The organism is Chryseobacterium takakiae (assembly GCF_900129385.1).
Taxonomy (GTDB): Bacteria; Bacteroidota; Bacteroidia; order Flavobacteriales; family Weeksellaceae; genus Chryseobacterium; species Chryseobacterium takakiae.
On the sequence record NZ_FQVO01000001.1, the window covers coordinates 113,790 to 135,822 of the forward strand.

Consider the following 22,033-nt stretch of genomic DNA (forward strand, 5'->3'; position numbering starts at 1 on the left):
ATCAAAGGCTGTTTCATGTTTTTTTGATAGGATTTTATCCTATCCTTAGATAAGTCCGTCCTTTCAGGACTCCCGTGCCGGAGTTTTTATTGTAATGCTTTTGTTACCATATTACAATCTGCAAGCTTAAGAGTTCTGCCTCCGGTATATTTGATTTTGTTTTCGTTGGCATATTTTGTACCTGTTTCAGGGTCTCTATCACCGATTCCTTCGCTCAGTCCGTCTTTAGTCTGGAGGAAATAGATGTCATTTTTGTTTCCTGTTTTACCTTCTGAAGCAAATTCATACGTCAGTTTCAGCGTGTCCCCGGATTTAAATCCTGATAATTCACCTTTATTACTGTCTTTCTCGCTGTTTTTAGTAGCCATTTTTCCGGTTATTGTTCCCAGGTTGTCATCAATGCTTACAAAAACAGTGTCTTTTCCGGTAACGCCTATGTAGCAAAACGATTTTGCAGTAAGTGTATCAATCGTTTTTTCTGTAGTAGCTGCGGTATCAGGCTGTGCTGTTTCGGCAACAGGAGCTTCTGCTTTTTTGCTGCAGTTCATTAAGAAAAATGATAATGCTCCTAATAAGATTACTTTTTTCATATCCCTTTTTATTTGAATTGATATTATTCATGCTAAAATAGCAATACTATTTTATTTCAAAATTAAATTGGAGTAAACAAATCAATTTATGGTCCAATGTTCAATATCAGAAAGAAAATTAAATTTTAAGACATCCTCTGAATCCTCTTGCTGCGTAATAGGATTCAGCACCATTGTGATAAAGAAAAACAGTGTCATATCTTCTGTCACAAAAAACGGCTCCGCCCATTTGCCTGATTTTTTCCGGAGTCTGTACCCAGCTTGAAGTTTTAAGATCAAATTTCCCAAGCTCCTGAAGCTTTCGGTATTGCTCCTCAGTCAAAATTTCTATACCCATCTCAGCGGCTTTGTCAATAGCATTTCCTTCAGGTTTATTGGCTTTCCTGGAATTCCATGCCTGGTAATCGTAGCAAAGGCTTCTGCGTTTCGGGCTTTCCGGGGAACAGTCGAAGAATAAAATTTCACTGGAGGTGATGTCAATGCTTACAACATCGGGTTCACCTTCTGTGATTTCCATTTCGTTCAAAGACCAGAGTTTTTCCGGGTTTTCAAGCAATTTCTTTTCTATTTGGTTCCATTCCATGTTTTTATGGCGACTCATGTTTTTTGAGAAACGTGTTCGTAATGTTTCCAGCAATATTTCTTTCTGTTCTTTTGATAAGTTTTTTTTAGCCATAATATTTTTATTTTGTGAAATTCAAGTTACTGTTTAATAGAGGATAACATAAATTCTTCTAATCTGTTGTGAGCCATATTGATTCCCTGAGCAAAAGGTAATTTTAATACCTGGTCTCTGATATCCGCCGATTTATAAATACTCTGAATGGTAATTTTACTTCTATTATCTGAAATTTTTTCAAATGTCAAAAATTCGATTTGGGCAGGAAACGGAGTGTTTTCCATCTGAAAAGTTCTGATAATTAATTGTTCCCCAATAATGTCGTGGATGCTTCCATGTGCTTTGAAAATGATATCTCCGTTATTATTTCTGGTTTCAAACTGATAACTGCCGTGTCGTTTATTTTCTAATGAAAAGCAGATGTAAAGGAATATCAAATTCTCGTGTAATGAAAATTTCTTGTTTACCGTCTTCAGCAGTGATTTTTGTTTTGAGTTCCATATCTATTATTTTGTTGTATAGTTTTTCATAATATTTTCAAGCGTATTGAACCGGTCATCCCACATTTTGCGGAACGGTTCGATAAAATCGGCAATTTCTTTCATTTTCTCAGGATTGAGATGATAAATGATTTCCCGGCCGTTTTGTTCAGGCTTGAGCAGTTCGCATTCCGAAAGAATCTGCAGATGTTTGGAAACGGTTGGTCTTGCGGTATTGAAATTGGATGCAATAGCGCCGGCAGTCATAGACTGTGAAGCCAGCAGCATTAAAATTGATCTGCGGGTTGGATCCGCAATTGCCTGGAATACATCACGTCTTAAATTCATATGTAGCTATTTGACGACAAATATAAATGAAGTTATTTGGCTACGCAAATTTGAATGACTAAAATGTATTTCCTATAATTCTTAAAAGTCCTATAATTTATATTATGTTAAATAGAATGTATTTCAGGTTTCCGGAATATTTGATAAATCATTGATTATATAGTTACTAAAAGCTTTAAAAATTATATAATACCTGAACATTAAGCCACAAGATTATCTTAACAGTATCTTATTATTAACTGCAATAATTAAATAAAATAAGGCAGCTATGATTATTAGCTGCCTTTCTTTTTAAGATAAATCTTCAATTACTGCATCTGCTGCATAATTTTTGACAGTGTCTGTTGCAGCATCCCTGGCATAAGCTGCCGGATATATTTCACTTCTTGCCAATATTTGATAATTATCAGCAATCTGCGTAAAATACGGCTCATATTTCCTTGCTGTCATTAACATTTTAAAATTCGAATCTTTCAGACTTTCCTTGCTGGTTTGTACTCCATTTAAACAACCTTCTTTTGAAGTATATGCGTCACTGGTTAATAAATTATCCCCGTTCGGCGCTATTAAGACCCACCAGTATTTCCCGTCAAAAGATTTACGGATAATATACTTTGCCATGTAATAAACTATATAGTATTATGATTATCAATAAAATAGATTAAAATGTTTATTTCGGTATGGTTTTATAAAAAAATCTTCTATGCTATTCAACAACACCAATTCTTGCTTTTACCGGAATATTATAGGTATTCAGGCTTGGTGTCTGTCCGTGGAAATCAAAATTGATATTAACTCCGGGACGGAAAATCAGACAATGGGTAGATCCTCCAAAATGAAATGTTCCAAGTGGATCACCTTTTTTTACGTAATTTCCGGGCGAAACAGTGATTTCACAGCTGGAAACTTCTGCCATTCCGATGGCTACAAAACACATCAGTCCGATTTTTTCATTATCAGATTTAATAAAAATCAATGCACGCGCAGCCAGTTCAGCAATATATCCCTGAGAATCATTCGGTCCTGCAGGATCATATCCTTCAGCCGGAGCTTCAGAATAATACGTTCCCGGCACATTTTGGATGGCTACAATAGTCCCATCAACCGGACTGTTCCAGCGATGATAGGTTTTAGCACATAAAAACGCCTGGTAAACGGTACTGTTGTCACCGAATTGCTGGGCCAGTTCATGATTATCCATAATATCCAGAAGCGAATACGGCTGGCCTTTCATCCAGAATTTATCTTTCATCATGGCATTCGTAACGCAATTGTACGGAGCCGATTCACACGCGTTTACAATTACATCCGAATCTTTGTCTGCTTCACTCACCTCACGAACGCCTGGATTAAATTCCCTTGTGAAAAAATCGTCCCAGCTTTTATATCCGAAATGGGGCTGATCCGGCTGGCACTGATAATTGTAAATAAAGTTTTGAAGCGCATCATAAGGATCATTGCCCTGCCCTCTCAACGGATCCATACTGGCAATAGCTTCCAGCGCTTCCTGCGAAAACCACCCTACAGGAGCAGTATAATCGGGTTGTGGCTGATCTATAGGTCCATCAACCAAAACATAAGCAGACGCAGGAGATTCAAGGAAATTTTTCCATTCATTCAGAATCACCTGCAGTTTTTGATTGACCAATGTGTTGGTAAATGCCAGATAACCGCCTTCCGTACCCATTGCCCAGTCCAGAATTGCATTGATTGGAAATCCTACCAAACCGATTTGGTCTTCAATCTTACTGTAGCAAGGCCCTTCCTGAAGAATCTGATTCATGATCTGAAGCATGGTTTCAAAGTTCTTCACCTGGTCATTATAACCCTGAGGAATCTGGTCATACATGCTGGTAAAGCTCATATAAAGGACTGCGTCATTGTAAATGGCATTTCTGAGGTCTTCAATCGCAGGGTTCAGTGGAAGCGGATTTGCATTAACCTGGGCAATTTTCTTTTCAATCCACTTGTTCAGGAAATTTCTGTCGGATGGAAGCCATTTTCCCACCCTGTACTTCACGTGATTCATAATGTGGTGTTTTTTAGAGCCTTACTCATATGGCTTTTCAGGATACGCCCCGTTTAAATGGTTTCTGGTCTCCATGGTATTAGTTTAGGGTAAAATTACATCGAAAACTGGTCTGCGATCAACCGTACTTCTACCCAAAATAGAATTTCAGTAGTTATACGGAATATTTGGAAGTTATTATTTATAACAATACAAAATACATGACGATAAGTCATTATCTTTGTATAAATTACCAAGATGTCTATAACCAATGAGTCTGATTTGATCGGAATGAAAAAAATAAGTGAAGCTGTTGCTTTTACTTTAAAAGAGATGTGCGGGTTTGCAAAACCGGGTATGACCACGAAAGAAGTTGACGATTCGGGGCTAAAGTTCTTAAAAGCTTCGGTGCCAGATCAGCCCCTGCTCTCACCTACGGGTTTCCGGGATGTACCTGTATAAGCGTCGACAATGAATTTTGTCACGGTATTCCTTCAGATCAGCGGATTTTAAAAGAGGGAGATCTTATCAATATAGATGTTTCTGCGGAACTTAACGGATTCTGGGCCGACAATGGAAATTCATTTGTTGTTGGGAACGATCTTAATAACCATTCAACACTCGTAAATGCTTCCAAAGAAATTTTAAATAAAGCAATAAACAATATTAAAGGCGGCGTTAAAATTTCTGATATTGGGCTGCTGATGGAAACGGAAGCCAAAAAGCGAGGGTTTAAAGTCATCAAAAACCTGGGCGGGCATGGCGTTGGAAAAAGCCTCCACGAAGAACCGGATGAACTGATGAATTATAGAAACCGTTTTGATAACAGACGGTTCAGAAAAAATACTGTTGTAGCAATTGAAACATTTATTTCAACATCTTCGAATATTGCTGTTGAGCTCAAAGACGGCTGGACAATGGTTGGCAATAAAGGCGGTTATATGGCACAGCATGAGCATACCATTATCATTACGGATGGACAGCCGATCATCCTGACGGAAATGAATGAAATCTTTAATTAAATTAAAATAGGACATTTCTTATCTGAAATGTCCTGTCTTTTGTTTAAATATTGTACTTATTTATTTTTATACTCACTCATTTTGCTGAACTGGTGGTAAGAATCTTTGATATGTTTTAAATGCTCCGAGACAATATCCAGACTTTTCTGGCTGAGTTTACCACTGTCTATTGCATTCTGGTAAGCATCAATGGCTGCCTTTTCCCCGAATATTACATTTCCAATCGTAGATTCTTCTTTATTTCCTAAAGTAAAAGAATTTTTAATATCAATCCATGTTCTGTGCAGTGCTCCCGCTACCGAAGCTGAATCGTCAGCCTCTTCTCCATCTTCCTGAATAAGATTAATAAGTTCATTTTTCATCACTTTGGAAAGAGAATTCAGTTTGGCGTATTCCGGTTTCACATCGGGATAATTTTCCCATACTTTTCCTTCTACTTTTGCAAAACCTTCAATTCTGTCATTGGTAATATGCAACAGATCATTTAATACTGATGCTTCTTCTTTATTGTTCATAATACTGTTATTTTGGTGTGCAGGAACGTGTACAAGAATTATACCCAGATTAAGTATTGTGATACCACATTTTTTTAAGTTTAATAATGTTTATAAATTCATCCTAATTAAAAGGAATTATAATTTTTTGTGATTATTTTTGTACTTAATTCACAAAACCCAATATGAGCATATTAAAAAAACCGAATATAAAAGCCGTATTTCTTGATATTGACGGCACATTAATCAGTTTCAAAACCAATACAATCCCGGAATCTACGCATAAAGCCATACAAAGTCTTCGCGAAAAAGGAATAAAAGTAATTGTTGCCACCGGACGCTCCATTAATTCTTTAGATCATATCAGGCATATTACTTTTGACGGATTTATTACCTTCAACGGAAGTTACTGCATTACTACAGAAGGAAAAGTAATGTATAAAACTTTTATAGATTCTTCTGATATAAAGAATCTTGTTAAGTATTCAGAAGATTTTCCTTTAAGCTATTCATTGATGTACGAAGATAAAGTAGAAATCAACGATGCCGCACCGGAAGTTGTAGGAATGTATGCTCATGTCAATCTTCCCGTTCCGCCTGTTCATGATAAAGAAAATATTGATATGGATCATGTACTTCAGGCTAATATTTTTCTGGAAAAGGAGGATGAAAAAGCGTTTATGGAAAAGATTATGCCTAATTCTTCAGCATCACGATGGAGCCCTTTGTTTGCGGATGTAAATCATGGTGGGATAACTAAAAGCACCGGAATCCAACATTTTTGCGATTATTTCAATATTGATACCTCGGAGACCATGTCTTTTGGGGATGGTGGAAATGATATCGCCATGCTGAAATTCACGCAAATTGGCGTTGCCATGGGGAATGCCAATGATGATGTCAAGAAGATAGCAGATTACGTAACTGAAGATGTTGACAATCATGGTATTGAATCTGCCCTGATTCATTTTGGAGTTCTCTGAATTTAAATTATTTGACGGGGATTTATATAACTTTTTACTTTTTGTGGTATATATTTTTAACAGATTCTTTATAAAAAGGCACAATATGTGTATATAGTTAACCGAATCACTTAAAATATTTAGTTATGAGAAGTATATTATGGTTAGTCGCAGTTATCTGTATAGTGGTGTGGCTTTTAGGAATGTTGGGTGTCGTACCTGGAATGGATACAGGATATTTAGTTCACATATTGCTTGTTATTGCAATTATTGTAGTTCTTTACAATCTTATATCAGGAAGGAGACCCCTCGATTAGATTTGCTAAAAAATGAAAATAAAAAGCTGGAAATAGGAAGGTACAACTTCTTAATTTCCAGCTTTTTTATTATGATAATTGAATTGTTATTTGCCGGCAGGCTTTACAGAGGCTGCTCCTAATTTAGATTTTACAGCAGGTGTGATATCTTCGCCGCCATCAATATATGCAATATTGCTGTTACCCTGGGAAGCTGCAATATCAAATACATAGGCAAGACCTTTTTCTTTTGCTACGGTAGCAATCATGGTGGCAACTTTCTTCTGAATAGGTGTGAACAGTTCAGTTTGTTTTTTTGAAATATCCTGTGCTGCTTTCACTCTGGCATCTTCAATATTTTTTCCTAATGCTTCAAGCTCGGTTTGTGTGGCAGAAAGTTCTTTAATCAATGCGGCTTTATTCGCTTCTGTCATTGTTTTTTCTTTTTCCTGGCCTGCTTTCAGTTTGGTTTCGTAAGTACTGATCAGCTTTTCTATTTCAGTCTGCTTTGTTTTTGTAAAAGTATCCAGTGAAGCTTCTGCTGCTTTTGTTTCAGACAAATTATCAAAGATATCATCAGAATTTACATGCCCGATTTTCTGTTGAGCCTGCGCAAAATTGGAGGTCAGGAAAAGTCCTGTAGCTAAGGAAAATGCTATAATTAACTTTTTCATTGTATATATTTAAATTATTTTTTAAAATGAACAGCAAATATACTTAAATATAACTACTTGATTAGTGATAATAAAAAAGTTTAGCCAAATTTAAATTTCATTAGGCTAAACTATTGTTTTCATGATGTTTTTAAAAGAAAAAGCCTCCTTCAAGGAGACTTATTGTTAACCAGGAACCTGTGCCTTTTCATAAATCAATCCTTCCGATTGCAGCTCCTGCCAAAAATCTGAAGGTATCTTTTTTTGAAGAGCATTTACATTATCTTCTACCTGTTCGGGTTTGCTTGCTCCCGGAATAATTGAAGCAAATTCTTCCGCAGCCAGAACAAACTGAAGTGCTGCATCCACAATATCGATATCGTATCTTTGGGCAATTGCTGAAATCCGGTCACGTTTTTCGGTCATTCCTTTAGGAATAACATCCTTATAATTATATCTCGGTCTTCCGGTTACAAATCCTGAATTGTAACCTGCTCCCGAAACAAGTCTGACACCCGCTTTTTTTACTGCCGGAAGCAGCCTGTCTACCGCATCTTCGTGTTCTAAAATAGAATATTGGGTAGCTGAAAGGCAAATATCAGGATCTGCAGAATCAAGACAATCCAGGATAGGTTCTATTTTGTTAACACCCATTCCCCATGCTTTAATGACACCCTGAGATCTTAGTTCCGACAACACTTTGAATGCCCCTTCCCTCGCCTGTTTCAGGAAATATGGATATCGGTCGCCCACCTGGTCTTCGAAAAGATCATGAACGTAGACAATATCAATATGATTCAATCGCAATCTCTCCAGGCTTTCTTCAATAGATCTTTTGATGGCATCTGCAGTATAATTATGTTCAAAATCGAAATTCAGAGGATCCTGCCACATTGTTGGCGGAACTTCATCTTCAGGAACTTCTACGAATAATCTTCCGACTTTGGTAGAAAGTAGAAATTCTTCCCTGTTTTGACCGTGAAGATAATTCCCGAATCGTCTTTCACTTTTTGTAAGGCCATACCATGGCGATGTATCGTAATAACGTATTCCGAGATCCCATGCTTTCTGAAGTACTTCATAAGACTGTCCGTCCGTAAGGGCTTCAAAAGCAGTTCCGATTGCCACACCGCCTAATCCCAGCCTGTGTTTTTCCGTTAAAATGTCTGATTTCATATATGAATATTTAATGATTGGTGAACTAACAGATACAAACATCGTGCATTTGCTTTTCTGAACCTTGCTTTTCTGAAATTATTTGCATGATATTTCTGTTCAGATTTCGAGCCGGAAAAATTCATCAATATGATTTGCAAGATTTATCCGGATAAATTTTTAAACATCAACCTGATATATTTAAGTAAATGATTGTTAAAGGTTGTATATCAGTGTTTTATATATATATTTGAAGGATGTTTAAAATAGCAGTAAAAATTTTCAGCTGTATCAGACGGTAATCCTTCGTAAATGGATACCACAGACTAATTTTTTGGCTTTATTATTGGACTGGTTCAGGCACCATTTCAATATAAATTTATGAAAAAACATATCGTTATCGTCGGAGGAGGATTCGCAGGGATCAACCTTATTAAATCGTTGGTGAATGACAGCCGTTTCAGAATTACATTGGTTGATAAGAACAATTATCATTTCTTTCCGCCATTGATCTATCAGGTGGCAACTTCATTTATTGAAGCCTCCAATATCAGCTATCCTTTCAGAAAATTAATTTCAAACTATAAAAATGTGAATTTCCACATGGGAAATCTGGTAAAAGTGGATCATGAACATAATATGCTTGAAACCGACAACGGTACTTTAAAATATGATTATCTTGTTTTAGCTTTGGGAACAGAATCCAATTTCTTCGGAATGGAAAATGTAAAACGATGTGCCTTACCCATGAAAACCATTGATGAAGCATTATACCTGAGAAATCACATGCTTCTAACTCTTGAAGAAGCTGCAAGGAATAAGAATGTAAAAGAAGCACAGAAACTTCAGAATATTGTGATTGCCGGCGGAGGCCCTACTGGTGTGGAGCTTGCAGGGATGATCGCGGAAATGGGAACCTACATTGCAGAAAAAGAATATCCGGAAATAAAGCTGGGACTTTCCAATATCTATCTTATTGATGCCTTACCTACTCTTCTTTCGCCGATGAGCAAAATGGCTCAGGAAGCGGCGTATGAAAGACTTAAAAAACTGGGCGTAAAAATTATCCTTAATACGGCAGTTAAAGATTATAAAGATTGCAAAGTAATACTCGGAGACGGGCAGGTTATTGAAACGGAAACCCTGATCTGGACTTCCGGGGTGGTCGGAAGAGAAGTTCCCGGACTACCTGAAGAAAGCATTGGAAAAGGAAGAAGGCTGCTGGTAGATGCTTATAATAAAGTGAACGCAACAGCCAATATTTTTGCTTTAGGGGATATTGCCTTACAACTTACCGAAGAAAAATATCCGAAAGGACACCCTCAGCTGGCACAGGTCGCGATTCAGCATGCTAAAAATTTAGGAAAGAATTTTAAAAGAATTGAAGATGAAAAAGTTCTGGTTCCTTTTAAATATAATGATAAAGGAAGTATGGCGATTATATCCAAATTCAATGCGGTGGTTGATTTGCCTAAATTTTCATTTAAAGGTTTCTTGGCGTGGCTTACATGGTTGTTTATCCACATTATTCCTTTGGTAAGCTTCAGCAGTAAAGTACGTCTGGCATTCAACTGGATGCGGCTTTTTATCACCAACAATCCTTCAATACGTTTAATTTTGAGACCAAAAAGAGATACTACTGGACAGAAGTAATTTTATTATTCATGATATATTTCATAAATTTACGGAACTGTAAATATTCTTTTACAGTATAAAATCTCAAAAGTGAATATTCATCAGAAGAAAAAGTTTCTGAGCTTTTTAAAGTTCAAAAGAGACTTTCAAAAATACGGGCTTGAAAAAGCACGCAGCTACGAACTCATTCTTCATTGGCTCAACAACAGATTAAGCAGAAATCAGTTTCTGGTGCTTTCGGGAATTTTAGTGGGATGTACTGCGGGTCTTGCCGGTGTTTTGCTGAAATCACTGGTGCATGCCATCCATCATTTTATTACCACGGAAGTTCACTTTGAATATCAGATTCTTTTCTATATTATTTTTCCTTTTCTGGGAATTGTTTTAACGGCTAGTATTGTTTTGACAATCTTTAAAGGTCAGGACAGAAAAGGAATTGGTGCAATTCTCTATGAAATAGCGCAAAACTCAAGTATTGTTTCCTCCGTTAAAATGTATTCGCAGATTGTACAGAGTGCAGTAACGGTTGGTTTGGGAGGTTCTGCCGGACTGGAGAGTCCTATTGCGGTAACCGGTGCAGCCATCGGATCAAACTTTGCGCAGACCTACCGGCTCAGCTATAAAGAAAGAACTTTGTTACTGGCAGCAGGTGCTACAGCCGGGATTGCTTCTGCTTTTAATGCTCCGATTGCGGGGATTATGTTTGCATTTGAGATTCTGCTGACGGGAGTTGTCTTTACGGATTTTATTCCGCTTGTTGTGGCTGCGGTTTGCGGCAGTTTGTTGTCAAGGATTTTATTGCAGGAAGATGTTCTGTTCAGGTTTTATACACGCGAAGCCTTTAATTATAAAAATGTTCCTTACTATCTTATTCTGGGAATTGTAACCGGTTTATACGCAAGATATTTTGTAGTTATTTCCCAGAAGGTTGAGCATTTTATTAAAAAGCTAAACATGTCGAGACTTCGTAAAGCAATGTTCGGCGGTGCGGTTCTCTCGCTGTTGTGTGTGCTTTTTCCGCCTTTATTCGGGGAAGGCTATGAAACAGTAAAAGCTTTTACCAACGGAGATATGCACAGAATTATTGAAAACAGTCTTTTCAGATATTTTGAGATTGGTAATTTTACCATTATTGTCTTCTTAATTCTCGTTTTATTACTGAAAGCATTTGCAACTTCATTTACGATTTTTAGTGGCGGAAACGGAGGTAATTTTGCTCCTTCCCTTTTTGCCGGAGGTACCGTAGGTTATTTATTTGCATTAATCTGCCAACAGATCGGGCTTCCGGATGTACCGGTAACGAATCTTGTTTTGGTAGGTATGGCCGGAGCGATGGCCGGCGTGATGTATGCTCCGCTTACTGCCATTTTCCTGATTGCAGAATCCAGCTTCGGGTATGATCTTTTTATCCCGCTGATGATTGTTTCTATTATTTCTTATCTGATTGCAAAATGGTTCTCCCCAATTTCCCCGGAACTGAAATCTCTGGCGGACCAGGGAAAAATTTTCACCAACAAGCATGACAAAAATATCCTATTTTCGCTAAGAACGGAAGATTTTATAGACCGTTATTCCCAAGTTATTAATGAAAATGCACCGATAACAGAACTATTTGAAAAAGTAAAAAACAGCAATAAGAATATTTTCGCTGTGGTAAATGATGATAAAACACTCCGTGGCATTCTTACCCTGGACGATATTCGGCCGTACCTTTTTGCCAGTGACAATATTTCAGTATCCATCAGCCAGATCATGAAAGCTCCTCCTGCAGTCATTCATCCTGAAAATCAGCCTCTGGATATTCTTCAGACTTTTGACGATACGGGTGTCTGGAATTTGCCGGTGGTTGATTCTCAGAATAAGTTTATCGGCTTTATTTCAAAATCAACCATTTTAATGAGTTACAGGCAGCTGTTAAAAGAATATTCGGAATAGTAGTGTATCTTAATAAATTTAAATTTTAAACCTGTTTAACTAATTCAGAATTAACCGCCAAAGAAAAGAATAAAAATCGAAGATTTTAAAGTCTGTTTGCATTTAAATTTATTTTTAACATTAAGAAAATTAAGAGGTTTAGGTTAAATACTTAATAAAATTAATGTATTCATTTCTTATCATAGTCGGTCAAGGTTATTGAAATTCTTATTATTAATTTAAGAATAAACAAAGTTTATTTTAATTTAGAAAATTAAGAAAAGTTATAAAATTCATTGAGTAAAATTAGATGACTCTTCAACCATTTTGATCTTACTTTTATAATAAACATTTTGAATAGAAGGTTAGTACTGTCGTTTATGACTTGTCTAAAAGTTTAAGCACGATTTTAAATAAAGTAAAAGCCGTTCAATAATTGATGAACGGCTTTTATTATGAAAATATTCAATTTATTTGCTCGCTGTGTTCAGCAGATCGAGATCTTCTTTTTCCAGTTGAAGCTTTGGTGCTGCAAATAAGGTTTCCAATTGAGATTCGCTGGTTGCACTTACAATCGGCGCGGTAACTAAAGGGTGTGCAAGTAACCATGCTAATGCAACAGTGGCCGGTTTGGCATTGTATTTTGCACCGATTTCATCCAATGCTTTTAAGACTCCCATACCTTTATCATTCAGGTATTTTCTGGCTCCCTCTCCTCTCTGGCTTTTAGACAAATCATCTTCACTCCGGTATTTTCCCGTTAAAAAGCCTGAAGCCAGCGACCAGTAAGGAAATACACTCAATCCGAATTCTTTAGCCAAAGGAGCATAATTTTTTTCAAAGCCTTCTCTTTCCATTAAATTATAATGCGGCTGCAACGCAGCATATTTTGGAAGATTATTCTTTTCCGCAGCTTCAAAGGAAGCTTTCAATCTTTCAGGTGAAATGTTGGAAGCAGCGATATACCGCACTTTACCAGCTTTTATAATTTCATCATAAGCCTGAAGGGTTTCTTCTACGGGCGTGGTTTTATCATCAAAATGGGTATAATATAAATCAATATGATCAGTCTGCAGCCGCTGTAAAGACTCATCGACTGATTTTAAAATATGCTTCCTGCTGATATCAAATCCATGTTCTTTTGTTTCGGAGCCTACTTTTGTAGCAATGACAAGATCATTTCTTTTTCCGCGGCTTTTCATCCACTTTCCGATAATTTCCTCAGATTGCCCTCCTTTCCCATTTACCCACCAGGAATAAGTGTCCGCCGTGTCTATGAAGTTAAAACCTTCACCTGTAAATTTGTCCAGAATATCAAATGACTGTTTTTCATCCAGGGTCCACCCAAAAACATTTCCCCCGAAATTAACAGGCGTAATCTGTAAATCTGTATTTTTAATTGTCCGCTTTTCCATAATTAATTGATGGTTGGTTACCAGCTTTTAACAGAGAATTTCATACCAAAAAGCTTATAAATTTTACATTTTGTATAATAAAAAAGACCAGCCAATTGCTGATCTTTCTATATTTTTCTGTTGAAGTATTTTTAGATTTCTCCCATTACATACATATTTTCCATCGTGGGTACTGCACTTCCACCCTGTTTCTCGAGCGTAATGGCAAAAGCCTGTGCTTTCGGTATGTTGGCGAGTGCTGTTTTGCTGTCTTTTTCTTCGGTATACATTCCGGCGTTTACCGGTTTTCCGTCTTCAATTGCCCAAAGTTGGTATTGCATTCCTTCCGGTGCTTTAGGCAGTTTTTCGGCGTTCAGATAGACCGCTTTTGTTTTGGTGTCCCAGAAAACCATTGCTTTGGAATCCGTATGTTTCTCAACGCCTTTCAGCATGACCATCTTCATATCAGGATTGGAAATCATTTCCATTTTCTGATTCATTTTTTGCATCGCCAGGTCCTGATTTTTCTTTTCCGTGCTCATTCTGGCGATTTCCTGTTGGGTTACCGCCTGATTGTTCATCCAGAAAATATTCCCTGTAACACTTAATAGGAATAAAACTGACGCCGCAATGGCAAATGCTTTCCACTTACTGTTTCTCTGAATTCCTATTTCTTCCTGAGGTTGGGCTGCAGGAATATCCGCAGAGGCAACAGGTGATAATTCTTCGACATTCTGTTCCTGCTGAATTTTGTTCCAGATCTTAGCCCGGAGATCATCGGGAGGTGTAACAGCCTGTACGGTTGCCAGATCTTCCAATGTTTTCTGCGCTTCTTCAAAAGCCGCTTTCACTTCAGCATTATTCTTCATCACACACTCCAAAATACCTGCCTCCTCGGGAGAAGCAAGACCTAGAATATAAGATTCTATAATTCCGGATGATATGTATTCTTTCGTGTTCAATTTATTGATAATCTTTTAACAAATCTTTTAATTTCATCAGGGCGTTCCTCATTTTTGTTTTTACTGTTCCCAGGGGGATTTTCAGTTTTTCAGATATTTCGTTCTGGGTATATCCTTGATAGTAGGCCAGATCGATAAGCTCCTTCTTGTCGGTTTCCAGGCTTTCCAGCACATTATTAAATCCGATAAAATCAGAAGAATTGTTTGTTGTGGAAAGTTCCGCAGAATTATATACGAAATCCGGCAGGGGTTGGTTTTTGAGCTCGTTCTGAAAGCTTTTTGATTTTAAATAATCGATAGCAGTGTTTCTGGCAATATTGATCATCCAGGTATAAAACCTTCCTTTCGATGAATCGTACTGATGGATAGAATTCCAGATTTTCACAAAAACATCCTGAATGATTTCTTCGGTATAGTCTTTCGATTGAACGATTCGGAGGATGACACCATATAGTGCGCCGGAATAATGGTCATACAAATAATGAAAACCATTTTCGTTTCTGTCTTTTAGTGACATGATCAGCTGTTCTTCCGAATACTGTGTTTTAATAGCGAATATTTTTGTTTTCAAATGTAATAAAATAAAACAGATAATAAGCAATACTCACACCATCTTTTAAATACACAATAAAATTAATCATTTGTTTAATAATGTTTGAATATAATCATATACTATTTTAAATTTAATAATAAAAATAGGATGTCTTATAAATTTAAGAAAATAATGTATTGATTTTTAGAAAGTTATAAATTATTTTACATTTTCTAAATCTAAAATAAAACCAGTCTCGTAAATGGTTTTAGATAAAGATTTATTCAAATACATATTAACTTAAAAATCAAAAAATGAACACTAAATCAAAAATCGCAGTTTTCGGAATGATGGTATTATCATTCGCATTCGCTGGTAACATGTCGGCACAGAGTATGAAAGAAAAAACCGTAATGGTGGGTGGAGCAGCAATGTATCCTTCCAAAAACATTATTGAAAATGCCGTAAACTCGAAAGACCATAAAACATTGGTGGCAGCCGTAAAAGCTGCAGGTCTTGTAGAAACGTTACAAGGAGAAGGTCCTTTCACTGTTTTGGCTCCTACTGATGCCGCTTTCGCAAAGCTGCCGAAAGGAACAGTTGAAAACCTTGTAAAGCCGGAAAATAAAGCAATGCTTACAAAAATTCTTACCTATCACGTTTTACCGGGCAAATACAACGCAAAAGAAATCTGGGCAGCCGTAAAGGCAGGAAACGGGAAAAGTATGATGAAGACAGTAGAAGGTGAAGAGCTTACATTCTGGGTGAAAGGGAAAGACCTTTATGTGAGAGATGCTAAAGGAAATGATGCAAAAGTTACGATAGCTGATGTTAATCAGTCAAACGGAGTGATTCACGTAATAGACACGGTTTTGATGCCGTAGTGGTGTTAGTTGTCAAACAGCATACTTGTTATGCTGTTTTTTTATTCTCTTTTTTAAAACAAATCAATAACACTTAAACCTATAATATTATGAAAAAAACGATTAATGTGTCTAATCAGGGAGCAACCCTAGATACAGGCAGAAGAAATTTTTTGAAGCTGAGCGGCATAGGTCTGGCAATGGCCGGACTTACACTGATCGGCTGTGAAGACAACGAAGGTTACGACTTCATGCAGACCAATGTCTTTGACCTTGGCAAAGGCGATGTGGGCGTTCTGAACTATGCGTATGCTCTTGAGCAACTTGAGGCGGACTTTTATACAAAAGTGGTGAATAATTTTTATTCCGGAATTTCAAACGCAGAAAAAGAACTATTTACTGATCTCTATCATCACGAAGTAATACACCGTGATTTTTTCAAAGCAGCAATCAGCGGAGCTACTTCCAACGTTTTACCGACCCTGGAATTCCAGTACCCGAATGTGAATTTTAACGACAGAAACTCTGTATTGGCTACTGCAAAAGCATTGGAAGATACAGGCGTTGCAGCGTATAACGGTGCCGGAAAGTATATCACAAATGCAGATTACCTGGTAATTGCAGGGAAAATTGTATCGGTAGAAGCAAGACATGCTTCAGCGATCAGGAATATTATCAATCCCGGAACGGCTGCATTTTCAGGCGATGACATCATCGATAGCAACGGACTTGATCTTGCTAAAGAGCCTAAAGATATCGTTATGGCAGCGGGAGGATTTATAAAAACACCTTTCACATGGAAAGAACAGGGAATCGGTTAATTATTCACTTCAAAAAAATTACATTATGAACATTCTTAAATTACTGGATAAACTTTCTGACGATAAATTTTTCAGCAAAGAAGCGTCAAGATTAGAAACTCTTACAAGCATTTCCGCATTCGGGAAAAAGGCTGCGGTTGCTGCTGTCCCGCTGGGTTTGGGCGCGTTGATGACTACCACTGCAAAAGCAGCTGGCCTTACCGGTGGAAACACCTATAAAAATACTTTAACAGATGCACTACAGTTGGCTTTAGTGTTGGAATATCTTGAAAACGAATATTATGCAATCGGACTCTCTACGGCAGGTTTAATTTCCAATGCGGACAGACCCGTTTTTATGCAAATTGCCAAACATGAGTCTGCGCATGTCACTTTCCTTAAAAACACCCTAACTTCGCTAGGAGTTACGCCGGGCGCAAAACCTACTTTTGATTTTACGGCAGGAGGTGCTTTTGCTCCTTTTACAGATTACAGTCAGTTTTTAATATTGGCCCAGGCTTTTGAAGACACCGGAGTTCGGGCTTACAAAGGGCAGGCAGGAAATGTGATGAGTAACAAAACTGTATTGCAGGCGGCTTTACAAATCCACTCCGTAGAAGCAAGACATGCATCACAGGTAAGAAGAATGAGAGCAAATAAAGGCTGGATAGAATTGGCCGACGGTGGAAATATGCCGGCAGCAACAAACCCTGTTTATGCAGGAGAGCAAAATACAACTCAAGCCGGATACAATACAGCTACAGCTTTCGGAGCTGCGGCAGGTTCTGCGGCTTATGATGAAATTTTAACGGGAAGTGATGCTCAGACAATTGCATCTTTGTTTATTGTTTAAAGCAAATTTCTTACTATTAGGTGTGGTCCCCTTTCCTTTTCGGGAGGGGGATTTTTTAGGTTAAAACTTTTCTGAGACTTAGAGCCTGTTTAAATTTGAATTTATTTTTTACCAATAAGACATTAAACTCCTAAGCTTGATAAAATTAATAAAGAATTATTTATTGATTTCTCAATTATAGTCTATTTAACTTGCTTAAATTCTTTATGCTAATTTGAAAAATAAACAAAAGTCTATATAATTTAGAATCAAGGTAAAACTATCAAACATTAATAAAAAAACTCCTCTTTAGAGAGAAGTTTGTTTGCCTTTTAAAACTTGAAATATGAAATATTTCGGATCCAAAAATAATAAGTCAGGAATAGCTATTTTATGACCGGAATCATATAATGAATAATAGTACCAATGATTTGGGAATAGGATATGATTTTTGTAACTTTAATCTATGAAAACATTAGCAAATCCTTATATTCCGAATCATAATTTAGATACCGGAGAGGGAATTAAAAAAGCAGCAAAGATCTTTGCTGTAAGTATTTTGGCACTGCTGGCAATTGGTTTTTGTACCACCTCACAAAAGCTGAATGCAGGATAACATAAGCAATAATTGTTATAGGGTAATTTTAGAAATAAGTTGAAATTAAGTTTTGACTTAGGTAAAATTTTACTATATTTGTGAATCGAAATAATTTTTTTTCATCATTTGTGTTTTTTTAGGCTCCGTAAGGAGCCTTTTTTATGTAATACGTTTTCTGTTGCTTGCCTTCACCCATTTATCTTTTTTGCATTTCGGGCAGTTTCCTCCGTTTCCTGTTTGTTTTTTTTCCGTGTGGCCACAAAAAGTACATGCGTAATACCCTTCTTCTTTTATATATTTTACCGAATCTTTTAGAGAATCCGGCATAATAGAGAGTCCGTATTTTACTTTTTCATCTTCAAAATAAAAAACACTGATTTCACCGGAAACTTCTTCAATAGCCTGGTCTATTTGTCCAAGCTGTGACACGCCTTTTAACCTGAGCTCAGCAAAAAACTCATCACTTCCTAAGTTTTCTTTTTTAAAGTTTTCAATGGAAAATTCTCCGTCTTCGATCAGGCATATTGATTTCCCTTCCAGCAGGGTTTCAAATTTTTTGCTTTTCCCGATAAGATAGGTTACTAATGTGTACATTAAAACAATCAGCACAAACACGAGAATTGAAGATACAATCCCTACTTCTCTGTAAAACATAGGATCTCCTGCCGCAGAACCAAGACCGATAATTACCACCAGCTCAAAAAGCGAAAGCTGCTTAACGCCCCTCTTTCCGAGCACCCTAAGTCCGATAATAATTGTTATAAACATAATGATCGTCCTGAGAGTAATCTCCAGCAGAAAAGACCATTCCTCTGTTCCCAAAAGAAGTTCTTTCCAGTCGAATTGTAATAGAAATACAGATAGCATATTGATAGATTTGCTCTGAAAATTCAAATAATGCGCCAAGCCGGCATATGATTTTCTTGTCTGATATTAAAATTGATCCAGAACGTCAGTGATTTGATGATAGATAAAGTCCAGTTCTTCACTGGTAATACAATAAGGAGGGACGAGATACATTACATTTCCCAGCGGCCGTAATATAACTCCTCTTTTCAGAAATTCTTTATACAATAATTTTCCAACATTATTAAAATAAGAAGTCTGGTGGCTTGTGATAATTTCCCATGCCAGAATTGTTCCTGTTTGTCTTACATTCTGAACCTTTGGATGGTGTTCCAGTATCTTTACAAATCCGGAATGTTTTTCAGCGATAAGATCAATACTTTGCAATGTTTCTTCTTTTAATAAAAGCTCCATGCTGGCGATAGCTGCTGTACAGGCTATTGGATTGGCAGTGAAAGAATGTCCGTGAAACAATGTTTTGTACTGATCTTCTGATAAAAAAGCATCAAAAATCTCCTGTGAACAGGTGGTAATACCCATCGGCATAGTACCGCCTGTAAGACCTTTAGAAAAACACATAATGTCGGGCTGTTCAGAAAGGTGGTTTGCTGCAAATAGTTTTCCTGTTCTTCCGAAACCGGTAAACACCTCATCCTGGATCATCAGAATGTTCTGTTCCCTGCAGAATTTCATTAATTCCGAAAGATCTTCTGCTTTATGCATTAACATTCCTGCAGCGCCCTGGATTAGAGGCTCGTAAATGAAGCATACAATTTCATCCGAAATATTTTTTATAAATGCCTTTAAGCTGTCAAGGTTTTGCGAAGTGGGAGCATCAATAAAGACAACTTCAAAAAGCATTTCGCTGAAAGGTTGGGTCCACGCACTTCTTCCGCTGACTGACATCGCTCCGAAAGTGTCTCCATGGTAAGCATTCTTCAATGCAAGAATTTTTGTCTTTTTGCTTTTTTGATTATATGCATATTGAATACACATTTTTAAAGCTACTTCAACTGCTGTAGAACCGTTATCGGAATAAAAAACTTTCTTTTGGTTTTCAGGAAGAAGCTTCAGTAGATTTTCGGAAAGCTGTACAGCCGGCTCATGGGTAAAACCTGCAAAAATGACCTGCTCTAAAGTATTCAGCTGTTCCGAAACTCTTTTAGCAATATGAGGATGTGCGTGGCCGTGAAGCGTTACCCACCAAGAAGAAACCGCGTCAATATATTTATTCCCCTGATCATCAAAAAGATAAATACCCTCTCCTCTTACAATTGGAATGATATCATCTGCTGTTTTCATTTGAGTGTAAGGATGCCAGTTGACAGCTTTGTCGCGTTCAGATAAATTCATCAATACTATTTAAAAAATTAACAATTAACCATTCATATTTCATTTTTTAGCACATTGCTTTTTTCTTTGACCATAGGCTTTAATCCTAATGTTTTCAAAAGCTGCAAATCTTCTGAAACTCCCGGATTTGGGGTTACCAAAAGAGTTTCTCTTTCTCCTGTAAAAATGGAATTCGCTCCTGCCATGAAGCACCAACCCTGTTCAAAATCCGTCATTTCGATTCTTCCTGCACTGAGGCGAACCATAGAAGAAGGCATGATAATTCTGGCGGTGGCAATCATCCTTATCATTTCCCAGGTATCGGTTTTCTCATTATTTTCAAGAGGAGTCCCCTTCACTCTTGCCAGTGCGTTGATGGGAACCGATTCCGGATGCTTTAGCATTGTTGCAAGGGTTAAAAGCATGGAAATCCTGTCGCCATGCGTTTCTCCCAATCCGATAATTCCTCCCGAACATACCGTAATTCCGGCTTTTCTTACATTATTAATGGTATTGATCCTATTATCGAAAGTTCGGGTCGAGATAATCTCTTCGTAATACTGTTCGGATGTGTCCAAATTGTGGTTGTAAGCGTACAGACCAGCTTCCTGCAGGCGGATTGCCTGTTCTTCGGTAAGCATTCCTAAAGTACAGCATACTTCCATTCCCAATTCATTCACTCCTTTCACCATATCAATGACACGGTCAAAATCACGGTTGTTGCGCACTTCCCGCCATGCTGCTGCCATACAGAATCTTGAAGAACCTCCTTCTTTTGCATTTTTAGCGTGTTCAATAACCTTTTCTGTCGGCAGTAAAGCCTGGACTTTAATATTGGTATGATATCTTGCGGCCTGTCCGCAGTATGAACAGTCTTCCGGACAACCGCCCGTTTTTATCGACAGCAGTGTTGACATCTGAACTTCTTCGGGATTATGCCATTCGCGGTGTACGGTAGCGGCTTTGTAGACAAGCTCAAGAAGCGGGAGATTGTAAATTTGTTCTATTTCTTCCCGGGTCCAGTCGTTTCTTAAAAGTGTACGTTCTTTCATAGTATTTCTAATTGTTTTACAGCAGTTTCTATATTTTCTGTTGTTATTTCTTCTAAATGAGGGATTTTGATGATGGCTGTTTCCGGCTGAATATTTTTAAGAATGATCCTTTCTGTGTCCGGAGGAAAATTTCCGTTCAGAATGATATATCGTAATTTAATTTTTCTTTGTTCTAAAGTTATGAGCGATAATAAGGTGTGGTTAATGCACCCTAAATAGTTTTTCACAACCAGAGCTGCGGGAATATTCAGCTTTTGCATCAGATCAACGATAAAATACTCATCATTTAGCGGAACCATGAGACCTCCAGCTCCTTCAATAATCAAATTAGTATTGGTTTCAGGAAGTTTAAAAGCATTCAGATCAATGCTAATTTCTTCTTCCTTTGCCGACTGATGCGGTGATGCCGCCAGTTTGAGACGGTATGTTTCGGGATGGCAGATCGTATTTTTTCCGCTCCAGCTTTTTATTTTCATGGTGTCAGAAAAATCGAGGTCGCCTGATTGTACGGGTTTCCAATATTCTGCACTGAAATATTTCGTTAGAATTGCAGAACACACGGTCTTTCCAACTTCGGTGCCGATTCCTGTAATGAATACTTTTTTTTGTCCGGAATTCTCTTTTTTTGATGATATTCTATCCATAAT

At 37.4% G+C, this 22,033-nt stretch carries 24 protein-coding genes and 1 pseudogene; 9 read left to right on the forward strand and 16 right to left on the reverse strand.

The window, feature by feature from the left end; all coding sequences use genetic code 11:
- Positions 1 to 86: 86 nt before the first annotated feature.
- The 6 genes from BUA76_RS00550 to BUA76_RS00575 all read right to left on the reverse strand — a co-directional run bounded on the left by BUA76_RS00550 (position 87) and on the right by BUA76_RS00575 (position 4,065).
- Positions 87 to 590 carry a hypothetical protein gene (locus BUA76_RS00550; RefSeq protein ID WP_072882592.1) on the reverse strand — a complete coding sequence of 168 codons (504 nt, stop codon included), beginning with the start codon at positions 588 to 590 and terminating at the stop codon, positions 87 to 89.
- A 118-nt stretch (positions 591 to 708) separates the two neighbouring features.
- Complete coding sequence (locus BUA76_RS00555) at positions 709 to 1,266, reverse strand: DUF4256 domain-containing protein (RefSeq protein WP_072882595.1); 558 nt, start codon at positions 1,264 to 1,266, stop codon at positions 709 to 711.
- 26 nt (positions 1,267 to 1,292) lie between these two features.
- Positions 1,293 to 1,646 (reverse strand): SRPBCC family protein, encoded by a 354-nt coding sequence (locus BUA76_RS00560; RefSeq protein ID WP_317041280.1) that lies wholly within the window; start codon positions 1,644 to 1,646, stop codon positions 1,293 to 1,295.
- Between the two features lie 69 nt (positions 1,647 to 1,715).
- Positions 1,716 to 2,036 carry an ArsR/SmtB family transcription factor gene (locus BUA76_RS00565; RefSeq protein ID WP_072882597.1) on the reverse strand — a complete coding sequence of 107 codons (321 nt, stop codon included), beginning with the start codon at positions 2,034 to 2,036 and terminating at the stop codon, positions 1,716 to 1,718.
- Positions 2,037 to 2,327: 291 nt separating this feature from the next.
- Complete coding sequence (locus tag BUA76_RS00570; RefSeq protein ID WP_072882600.1) at positions 2,328 to 2,657, reverse strand: YegP family protein; 330 nt, start codon at positions 2,655 to 2,657, stop codon at positions 2,328 to 2,330.
- An 85-nt stretch (positions 2,658 to 2,742) separates the two neighbouring features.
- Positions 2,743 to 4,065, reverse strand: coding sequence for a phosphatidylserine decarboxylase family protein (locus BUA76_RS00575; protein ID WP_072882602.1), 1,323 nt, complete (start codon positions 4,063 to 4,065; stop codon positions 2,743 to 2,745).
- Between the two features lie 237 nt (positions 4,066 to 4,302).
- Here BUA76_RS00575 and map point away from each other — a divergent pair.
- Positions 4,303 to 5,066: pseudogene (map, locus tag BUA76_RS00580) on the forward strand (type I methionyl aminopeptidase).
- A 56-nt stretch (positions 5,067 to 5,122) separates the two neighbouring features.
- On the opposite strand, the gene BUA76_RS00585 reads toward map, so the two are convergent.
- Entirely contained in the window at positions 5,123 to 5,581 is a 459-nt protein-coding gene (locus BUA76_RS00585) for a PA2169 family four-helix-bundle protein (protein ID WP_072882604.1), read from the reverse strand.
- A 164-nt stretch (positions 5,582 to 5,745) separates the two neighbouring features.
- Between BUA76_RS00585 and BUA76_RS00590 the strand changes: the two genes are divergently transcribed.
- Together BUA76_RS00590 and BUA76_RS19040 are read left to right on the forward strand one after the other, a co-directional pair.
- Positions 5,746 to 6,543, forward strand: a complete 798-nt coding sequence (locus BUA76_RS00590) for a Cof-type HAD-IIB family hydrolase (protein WP_072882606.1) — start codon at positions 5,746 to 5,748, stop codon at positions 6,541 to 6,543.
- A 125-nt stretch (positions 6,544 to 6,668) separates the two neighbouring features.
- A complete protein-coding gene (locus BUA76_RS19040) occupies positions 6,669 to 6,839 on the forward strand; it encodes a lmo0937 family membrane protein (RefSeq protein ID WP_143149831.1) in 171 nt (56 codons plus the stop codon).
- A gap of 86 nt (positions 6,840 to 6,925) precedes the next feature.
- Here BUA76_RS19040 and BUA76_RS00595 read toward each other — a convergent pair whose 3' ends face one another.
- Positions 6,926 to 7,492: an OmpH/Skp family outer membrane protein gene (locus tag BUA76_RS00595; RefSeq protein ID WP_072882609.1), complete on the reverse strand. Its 567-nt coding sequence runs from the start codon at positions 7,490 to 7,492 to the stop codon at positions 6,926 to 6,928.
- A gap of 165 nt (positions 7,493 to 7,657) precedes the next feature.
- Entirely contained in the window at positions 7,658 to 8,647 is a 990-nt protein-coding gene (locus BUA76_RS00600; protein ID WP_072882611.1) for an aldo/keto reductase, read from the reverse strand.
- Between the two features lie 360 nt (positions 8,648 to 9,007).
- Between BUA76_RS00600 and BUA76_RS00605 the strand changes: the two genes are divergently transcribed.
- Both BUA76_RS00605 and BUA76_RS00610 read left to right on the forward strand, forming a co-directional pair.
- Complete coding sequence (locus tag BUA76_RS00605) at positions 9,008 to 10,279, forward strand: NAD(P)/FAD-dependent oxidoreductase (protein WP_072882613.1); 1,272 nt, start codon at positions 9,008 to 9,010, stop codon at positions 10,277 to 10,279.
- 72 nt (positions 10,280 to 10,351) lie between these two features.
- Positions 10,352 to 12,196, forward strand: coding sequence for a chloride channel protein (locus BUA76_RS00610; RefSeq protein WP_072882615.1), 1,845 nt, complete (start codon positions 10,352 to 10,354; stop codon positions 12,194 to 12,196).
- Between the two features lie 449 nt (positions 12,197 to 12,645).
- On the opposite strand, the gene BUA76_RS00615 is transcribed toward BUA76_RS00610, so the two are convergent.
- From BUA76_RS00615 to BUA76_RS00625, 3 genes are all read right to left on the reverse strand, one after another.
- Entirely contained in the window at positions 12,646 to 13,590 is a 945-nt protein-coding gene (locus tag BUA76_RS00615) for an aldo/keto reductase (RefSeq protein ID WP_072882618.1), read from the reverse strand.
- Positions 13,591 to 13,721: 131 nt separating this feature from the next.
- On the reverse strand, positions 13,722 to 14,531 hold the full coding sequence (locus BUA76_RS00620) for an anti-sigma factor (protein ID WP_072882620.1): 810 nt from the start codon (positions 14,529 to 14,531) through the stop codon (positions 13,722 to 13,724).
- Position 14,532: 1 nt separating this feature from the next.
- Positions 14,533 to 15,102, reverse strand: a complete 570-nt coding sequence (locus BUA76_RS00625; protein ID WP_228408433.1) for an RNA polymerase sigma factor — start codon at positions 15,100 to 15,102, stop codon at positions 14,533 to 14,535.
- Positions 15,103 to 15,377: 275 nt separating this feature from the next.
- Here BUA76_RS00625 and BUA76_RS00630 point away from each other — a divergent pair, with 275 nt between their 5' ends.
- The 4 genes from BUA76_RS00630 to BUA76_RS19150 all read left to right on the forward strand — a co-directional run bounded on the left by BUA76_RS00630 (position 15,378) and on the right by BUA76_RS19150 (position 18,174).
- On the forward strand, positions 15,378 to 15,947 hold the full coding sequence (locus tag BUA76_RS00630) for a fasciclin domain-containing protein (protein WP_072882622.1): 570 nt from the start codon (positions 15,378 to 15,380) through the stop codon (positions 15,945 to 15,947).
- Between the two features lie 89 nt (positions 15,948 to 16,036).
- Positions 16,037 to 16,747, forward strand: coding sequence for a ferritin-like domain-containing protein (locus tag BUA76_RS00635; protein WP_072882625.1), 711 nt, complete (start codon positions 16,037 to 16,039; stop codon positions 16,745 to 16,747).
- Between the two features lie 25 nt (positions 16,748 to 16,772).
- Positions 16,773 to 17,579: a ferritin-like domain-containing protein gene (locus tag BUA76_RS00640; RefSeq protein ID WP_072882627.1), complete on the forward strand. Its 807-nt coding sequence runs from the start codon at positions 16,773 to 16,775 to the stop codon at positions 17,577 to 17,579.
- Positions 17,580 to 18,024: 445 nt separating this feature from the next.
- Complete coding sequence (locus BUA76_RS19150) at positions 18,025 to 18,174, forward strand: hypothetical protein (protein ID WP_178337287.1); 150 nt, start codon at positions 18,025 to 18,027, stop codon at positions 18,172 to 18,174.
- Positions 18,175 to 18,315: 141 nt separating this feature from the next.
- On the opposite strand, the gene BUA76_RS00645 is transcribed toward BUA76_RS19150, so the two are convergent.
- The 4 genes from BUA76_RS00645 to bioD form a co-directional block, all read right to left on the reverse strand.
- Positions 18,316 to 19,023, reverse strand: coding sequence for a DUF421 domain-containing protein (locus BUA76_RS00645; protein WP_072882629.1), 708 nt, complete (start codon positions 19,021 to 19,023; stop codon positions 18,316 to 18,318).
- A gap of 66 nt (positions 19,024 to 19,089) precedes the next feature.
- Complete coding sequence (bioA, locus tag BUA76_RS00650; RefSeq protein ID WP_072882631.1) at positions 19,090 to 20,355, reverse strand: adenosylmethionine--8-amino-7-oxononanoate transaminase; 1,266 nt, start codon at positions 20,353 to 20,355, stop codon at positions 19,090 to 19,092.
- A gap of 32 nt (positions 20,356 to 20,387) precedes the next feature.
- A complete protein-coding gene (gene bioB, locus BUA76_RS00655) occupies positions 20,388 to 21,386 on the reverse strand; it encodes a biotin synthase BioB (protein ID WP_072882633.1) in 999 nt (332 codons plus the stop codon).
- Positions 21,383 to 22,030 carry a dethiobiotin synthase gene (bioD, locus tag BUA76_RS00660; protein ID WP_072882636.1) on the reverse strand — a complete coding sequence of 216 codons (648 nt, stop codon included), beginning with the start codon at positions 22,028 to 22,030 and terminating at the stop codon, positions 21,383 to 21,385. The genes bioB and bioD overlap by 4 nt, the downstream gene beginning before the upstream one ends.
- Between the last annotated feature and the right edge of the window lie 3 nt (positions 22,031 to 22,033).